This is a genomic window from Belnapia arida (assembly GCF_016773205.1).
Taxonomy (GTDB): domain Bacteria; phylum Pseudomonadota; class Alphaproteobacteria; order Acetobacterales; family Acetobacteraceae; genus Belnapia; species Belnapia arida.
Genome location: NZ_JAETWB010000041.1, coordinates 21,852 through 29,141, shown reverse-complemented (window position 1 = coordinate 29,141; position 7,290 = coordinate 21,852). Strand labels below are relative to the sequence as shown.

Here is a 7,290-nt window from a genome sequence, read left to right as displayed (position 1 = left end):
ACCAGAGCAGAAGGTGGCGGCGTTCCAGGCGGCTGCTTCAGCCGTGCAACACTGTCCGTAAAGGCGGGGCAAGGCCAATCACACCATCACACCCAAAGACGAGACTGCACGCATGTCACTACCTCCCGTCAAAGCCGAGAAGGCGCGCCAGGTCCTGTCCTGGTGCCGCGTCGGCCACCAGGCGCTGACCAACAACCTCGGGCCATCCGGCATCGTGCTGTGGGCCGGCACCATGGGGCTGCTGCGCGCCGTCGCTGACGCGCTGGAGAAGGACGCTGAACCGCGCATCCGCACGTCGTTCAAGCACTGGAAGAAGGCGATGGACGATGCCAACGCCGCAGCCGGGCGCACCGCCAAGGGCACCAAGCTGCCGGAGATCTACCACCAAGTCATCCGCGAGCACACGAACTTGGTGCTGCACGAGGCCGAGCTGGCGATCGGCCAATCGGTCACCATCGGCTTCTCCGCCCGCCGCGACGGCGAGCCAACGCCCGGCGTCGTCGCAACCTACTCCCACGAGATGCGGCGCGGTCCCTTCCCGAACGAGCACCCCCATGACCTCATCCTGCGGGCGATCGAGTGGTGGGAGCAAGAGATCGAGCAGATCGAGCGGACGGCGTGAGGGGAGGGGGCCGCCGCGTTGCAAACAGATCTGCCCAAGCCATTGATAATAAAAAGCGAATATGATTGCGCGCGGTGGACGGAGACGCTCGAGGTTGAGCCGATCCGATGGAAGGTCATCCAAACCGTGCGCGAACGGTTCTCCTGCCGCAGCTGCGAGACCGTCCCGTCCCCGTGCTGGCCCGGGGCAAGACTATCACCGGCCGGGTCTGGACTTATGTCCGCGACGATCGGCCCTTTGGCGGGCCGGCAACCCAGGCGGCCATGTCCCGCTACTCGCGGGACCGAACCGCCGAGCATCCCAACCGGCACCTGGCCGGCCATGCCGGTATCCTGCAGGCCGATGCCTATGCCGGGTATAACGCGCTCTACGAGGCCGATCGACAACCCGGGCCGATCACCGAGGCTGCATGCTGGGCGCAAAGCAGGCGCAAACTATTCGAGTTGACCGAGCTGTTGCGGGCGCCGCTGGCCGTCGAGGCGGTGCGGCGGATCGACGCCATCTTTGACGCCGAGCGCGCCATCAACGGGCTGCCCCCCGAGGAGGGCTGGATGCGTGAGAGCCGCGGCAAGCTGTTCTGGCACGCGCCGGCCGCCAAGGCCATGGACTACATGCTGGTGCGGTGAGAGGCGTTCGCCCGGTTTCTCGGCGACGGCCGGATTTGCCTCACCAACAACGCGGCCGAACGGGCGCTGAGGAGTATAGCTCTCGGGAGAAAGGCGTGGCTATTCGCCGGCAGCGACCGCGGCGGTGACCGAGCTGCCGCCATGCTCTCGCTCATCTACGCCGGCAAGCTGAACGACGTCGATCCACGTGCCTGGCTCGTCGACGTCCTCGCCCGCATCGCCGACCACCCAGCATCCCGTCTGCACGAGCTGCTGCCTTGGCACTGGAAGGCAGCCCGCACCACCACGACAGCTGACGTCGCCTGATCTTGGCCGTACCAAGCCTCGCCGCTCAGCACCCGCGGCCTTGGCCGAACGGATACGCCTAAAGGTCTACTTTAGCAGGACAGCCATGCCAAAGCCGGCATGGGCGACGCCAGTCTAACCTGCTTCGTCGCCTATAGTCTTGATGGCCGCTTTAACACAGAGACACTGATGCGCAGAGCGCCTGTCTCAGGCCTTAACGCCGAACTCCGCCACAAGGTCGCAGATCCGGACCAGGTAGGCCACTTGCCGTCCGTCAGTACGCGTACGGTGGAACTCTGGGATCTTTGCGTGAAAGTCCTCCGGATCGTCGAGGTCCATCTTTATGATCAATTCGATCATCGGATCCCGGAGGATGCACCGGCCAGGCTCGCTTCCCGGAAAATCTCGCATAATGACCTCCTCGCGCAGGGTAACCAGGGCTTCAGTCAGCGTGGTGGGCCTGATGGTTCCATCTAACGCTCCGGCACCATCAGCCAGCGGCGCGGTTTCGGAGGCACGCTGCGAAACCCGCTCCGTAGCTTGAGCAGCCTGCGAGGCAGCCTCACGCTGCGTCGTCTGAGATAAGGCCTCAGCCGACGCAGGCGCAAAAGCTTCTTCTACAAGGCGCCGCCGGTTTTGCGTTCCACTAGGTTGCTGAGCCAGTGCTGCGCTGATCTCTTGGGACAACCGCTCTGTCTGGCTCACTGGGTCACGGAACCAGTCCGTTGACCACACCCGTGCCAGCTTCCAGCCAAGCCGCTCAAGCGCTTCTTGCCGAAGGCGATCGCGGTCCCGGGCGCTTTTGGCTCGGTGATAGGTAGCTCCATCGCACTCGATGCCGAGAACAAATCGGTCGGGCTCCTCGGGGTGTCGCACCGCCATGTCGATGCGGTATCCGGCCACGCCGACTTGGAGTGCCACGTCGTGCCCGAGCGCCCGCAGTGCGCCGGCCACCGACGTTTCGAATGGGCTGTCTGCCTCCTCTTCTCCGACATTCCCGCGCTCGAGCCGCCCATCCCGCGCATAAGCAAGATAGTCGCGGAGCACGCGCACCCCCGGCGCGCTCGTCTCGGAGAGAAGGATATCTTCAGCCTGAAGCGAGGCGAACAATACGATTTTGCGTTTGGCTCGAGTGAAAAGGACATTCAGGCGGCGATGGCCATCGTCTCGGCGATTCACGGGATAGAAGCGCTGGTGCAGCGCTCCCTGTGGCGTTCGTCCCCAGCCGAGGGAGATGAAGATGACGTCTCGTTCGTCGCCCTGCACGTTCTCAAGGTTTTTGACAAACGGCTCCTCGAGCGCCTCCTCCCACTTCTCCATATACTCAGCTAGCTTGGAATCACTGCCGACGGCGGCATCGATCTCTGCTCTGATGAGGTCGCGCTGCGGCTGGTTCATCGCCACGATGCCAAGGCTCAAATCAGGATGACGTCGCATGAAGTCGGCCGCAGATGCCGCCACTGCCTTGGCCTCGGCTTCGTTGATTCTCTCCTGCCAGGAGCCATTGACGCGTACCATCTCGATGCCCAGCGTCTCCGAAGGAGCTTGGGCGGAGGGGAAGACGACGAGGTTGTTGTCGTAGAATGCTCGGTTTGAGAACGCGATTAAGCTCTCGTGTTGTGATCGATAGTGCCAGCGCAGGCGCCGAGCCGGGCGGAAAGCGCGTAACGCGAGGTCGAGGACGGATTCTGCAACGATGCGGTCTTCCTGTGATAGGCGGGGACCGTCTTCCCTGGCAGCGCCTTCCTCCTCTTCATCTCCTTCGCCGATGGCGCGATCGAAGAAGTTTGTCGGGGGAAGCTGCTTCGGGTCGCCTACAACGACTACCTGCTTGCCACGCAACATTGCGCCGATGGCGTCTTCAGGTTTGATCTGTGAAGCCTCGTCCATGACAATTAGGTCGAAGGTGAGCCCTCCTGGCTTTAAGTATTGCGCAACCGTGAGCGGCGACATCATCAGGCAAGGCGTCAGCGTCGTCACGGCACCGCCCGCTCGGTTCAACAGATCGCGTACCGCGATGTGACGCTTCTGCTTACTGTATTCATTTTGCAACAAGCAGTTATCCGTCCAAGTGGATTTGCTTCCTGACGCTAGTCCGTGAGGAACCTGTCGCCCGAGCACCGCACTTTGCACAAGCTTTGCATCGGAAGCGATTCGGGTGCGGTCATTTTCAGCGAAGGATTGGCGGAACGAAGAGAGTTGCTCTCCCGTCCGCGTGAAAATTGCCCGTTTCGCGTCTGCGTGTCTCTTAACGAGCGTCCAGGCAATGAGCCACTCAAGCGCCTCTGGAAGCTGGTGCAGCTGCTCCCGTCCTTCTTCGAAGGCCGCCAGTACCGCTGTCGCGAGAAGATTAGAGAGGCAAGCTTCCCGAGCTAATGCGTAGGCAAGGAAAGGTGGCAGCTCGGAGCCAGCCGCAACCATCGAAGCAGCATCAGCCTGCAGCGTTTGTGCGCTCCGACCGGTGGCCTCCGCGACGAAGCGCCGCAATCCCAGTTCTGCCAAGGGATTCAGCGCGACGTAGGTTCGTTCAGCTGCGGACCGGGCACTTGCTGCGTGGTCCCGAAGAGTCGCAATCCGGCCGCCCCATCCGTCTTCGAGATAGAATGAGCCAAGGTGCCCATATCGGTCGATGATGTTCTTCGCAAAGCCCACACTCGACCGAAGAACCTGAAGGTCATCGGGGGCTGCCGCGCGAGCTGTATGGGCACGTTCAGAGGCAAGAGCTTCTCGCGCCGAATGCCACTCCTTATGTACAATGATGAGATCCTCGAACGAGGATAGCAGCAGGTCCTTGCTGAGACCGGTCGCACGAAGGCCATCTGCGAGCGCCGCCAATGCAGAGGCCCGGCTTGCAGCACTATTGCGTAGTGTCGACCAGCGCGCACTGGCGTCAAAGGCGTGCTGATCCAGGAAACTAATTAGGTGACGTGCTGGCGCTGCAAGTGCAGCCAGACGGCTCAGCGTGCTGGTATTCAGTGAAGTCAACGCAACCCGGATCTGTTCAGATATGGCCGTTTCATCGGGCAAGGCTGTAGCAACGGCACGAAGCCATTCGGCTGCCTTGGCCAAATTCCGAAGAGGTGCATTCCGAATGGTGCTGTGAGTTCCGACCGCGCTACGCAAGACGCTGTCGTTCTCCAATGCTTCCAGCTCGGACAAGATGTCTGCGGCTGCAGCGAGTTCGCTTGGCCAGTCTGATTTCTTAGGGCGAGAGCCTCCTTTCCAACGTTGAAGGAAGATCGTCTTCGCTTGACGGACATCAGAGCGTAGGAAAGAGAACAAGCCAGCTTCACGGAGCGTTCTCGCAGCCGTACGTAGGGCAGTGTGCGAGACGCCCTCCATATCAATACGCGTGCCCACCTCACCCAACTTGGCATGCAGCGCCTCCTGCCTGTCGGCGCCTGCTACAAGGGTGAACGTGTGCCGCTCGAGACCGAGGGAGCAGTAAGCATGCCAGCTTGTATCAACTCGTGTAGCAAGTTCAGCTGCTTTGCAGGCAAGCCGGATCTGGCTTACTTCAGGGTCACTTGGCAGACGAAGCAAGGCAGAGAGCCCTGCTAGGGTTTCCGACGGTTTAATCCACGACGCCTCTAACCCGATGAGTTCCTCTGAGTAGCGAAGTATCTGGTTGATGGTGAGTCCAGCTACTCCGAGTGGTGCGGCGAAATCAATAGCAGCTCTGACTGCGTTGATCCGAAGGCTTGCTGGATCCTCGACGCTGGCGCGACGCAGAGTGGCGGCAGTGCGGTCGAGAGCTTCAACCTGGGCCGCCATCCAAAAGGCATCTTCAATATTCTCTGAAGACGTGAGCGTGCCAATATATGTCCGGTCGGCATCCGGCGGCGGGTCCGCAAGGCCGTCCACCTCGGTGGTCAGTTGGAGGATTGCTTCCAGAGATGTTGCCGCCTCCGTTTTTCCGAGCCACTGCCCGAGCTCTGTGGCAACTACTTCCTGGTGTTGACAGGCCTCCACCAACTCTTCAAGCCCAGACAACAAGGCAGCGCATTCATCTGGGAAAAGGTCCGCTCGGCCAAGAACTCGGAATGGACTTGCGGCGACGTTGATGCCAAGGCTTGAGGCGGCTCGTGCTGCCGTTTCGAGAGTTTCGAGGTGGTCTCGAGCCTCGCTACTGTCGTTATGCTCGATGGAGCTTGGGAGGCCACTGGCGCGGCTGCGCAGGAGTGCTGGCAGGCTGGGAAGCAGGCGCGTCAGGTCGGTCAAACGCCCGATGTAAGCGTGGACAGTTTCGCCTAGCGGACCTGCTTCTGCATGCAATGCCTCTAAATGGGATCTAAGAGCGTCTCGGGCGCGAGCAATTTCTGAGCGAGCAGCTACGACGCTCGCCGGGAGACGTGGAGCCCGCAGATCAGCCCGTTCCTTAAGAGCCTCGATGACGGCCGCTGGTTTCGCGCCGGCGGCGTGAAGTGGCAGACAGAAGTGTCCGAGGCCCGCTTTGTTGAGCCGGGATTTCACGACGTCCAGCGCCGCCATCTTCTCGGAGACGAACAGCACGCGCTGGCCCTTGTAGAGAGCGTTGGCGATGAGATTTGCGATGGTCTGAGACTTACCGGTGCCAGGCGGCCCCTCAACGACCAGGTTTTGGCCCTTCATTGCATCGACAATCGCGCTGTGCTGCGAGGAGTCCGCGTCCGAAACCAGGATCGGGGCGATCTTCTCAATCGCAGGCTCGTCGATTTGATATTCGACTGCGAAACCGTCTCCAGCTGGCTGCTCAGCGCCGCCGCGAAGCAATGGCATCACCAAAGGATGGGCCGGTGCTCCACCGCCAGGTAGATCACGCCAGTTAGATGGATCGAGGTCGCGGTACATCGCAATCCGGGCGAAGCTGAACGGCGCCAAGGTGAGATAACGGCGGATCTTGCAGCGCTTTAGGGTCTTGGTGGTGTCTGCGACGTCTCGTAAGTATGTCTCAATGGGCTGCCGGTTCTCCTTGAACTCGGGGAGGGTAATGCCGAAGTCCCTTTTAAGCCGCAATTCCAGGCTGAGATTGGTAGTCGGGGCGTCGTCGAGCGCTGTAAGTTGGTACTCCTCCTCGCCGCGTTTACCTGTCACCTTCTCCAGCCCAATAGGAAGGAGGAGAAGTGGCGATGAGAAAGCGCTGTCAGACGCATCGCTCTCGAACCACTCCAAGAAGCCGAAGGCCAGGTGCAAAGTTGTAACGCCCGTTTCCTGTTCGACCTCCCTCGCTTTCCGAGCAAGCCCGGCTACCCTGGTCTTAAGTTGATCTTGGAAGAGCAGTGTTTGTAGCCATTCGTCTTTATGCTTCGGTTCGATCTTCGGAATGGCAAGATCATAGGCTGGAACCACGCCATGCTGTGCTGCATGTGCATTCAGGTCGAGACTACGCCGGGTGGGACGGGGCGGTAGCCCAAGCTTGCTTCGCAGATGGTCACGTAAGTCCCGCTCGATTTTTTCTTCCTTGGCTATTGCTGACGGATCTTCCGGGTCGAGCGCAGCAATGGCGACGCGATAGACCTCGTCTGTTAGACGAGCCTTGGACAGCTCTGCCCGAAACTGCGCCGTCCGCTCATCAGCCGGCTCGTCCTCTGGATCGGGTAAAGCCTTGAGGCGGAATTTGCCTTCGTTCTGCAGATGCCCTAGGACAAGGTCAGGCTCCTCGTCTACGAAGCGGAGCATCGTCCCTTTGGCAGTGTGCTTGAAGTGAAGCAGGCGGTTGCGCCGGGTCTGATCGACCAAGCGCTCCCTTAGTTCCTGGTACACCAAATTTTCGAGGCG

General features: G+C 60.8%; 2 protein-coding genes and 2 pseudogenes. 3 read left to right on the top strand and 1 reads right to left on the bottom strand.

Annotated elements, in window-relative coordinates; all coding sequences use genetic code 11:
* The first annotated feature begins 112 nt into the window (after positions 1 to 112).
* The 3 genes and pseudogenes from JMJ56_RS28600 to tnpC form a co-directional block, all read left to right on the top strand.
* Complete coding sequence (locus JMJ56_RS28600; RefSeq protein ID WP_202835157.1) at positions 113 to 622, top strand: hypothetical protein; 510 nt, start codon at positions 113 to 115, stop codon at positions 620 to 622.
* Positions 623 to 640: 18 nt separating this feature from the next.
* A pseudogene (locus JMJ56_RS35715) lies at positions 641 to 742 on the top strand (hypothetical protein); the annotation flags it as partial.
* Positions 743 to 780: 38 nt separating this feature from the next.
* Positions 781 to 1,554 (top strand): annotated as a pseudogene (gene tnpC / locus JMJ56_RS28595) (IS66 family transposase); the annotation flags it as partial.
* Positions 1,555 to 1,740: 186 nt separating this feature from the next.
* Here tnpC and JMJ56_RS28590 read toward each other — a convergent pair.
* Positions 1,741 to 7,251 (bottom strand): DUF4011 domain-containing protein, encoded by a 5,511-nt coding sequence (locus JMJ56_RS28590; protein ID WP_202835156.1) that lies wholly within the window; start codon positions 7,249 to 7,251, stop codon positions 1,741 to 1,743.
* Positions 7,252 to 7,290 lie beyond the last annotated feature (39 nt).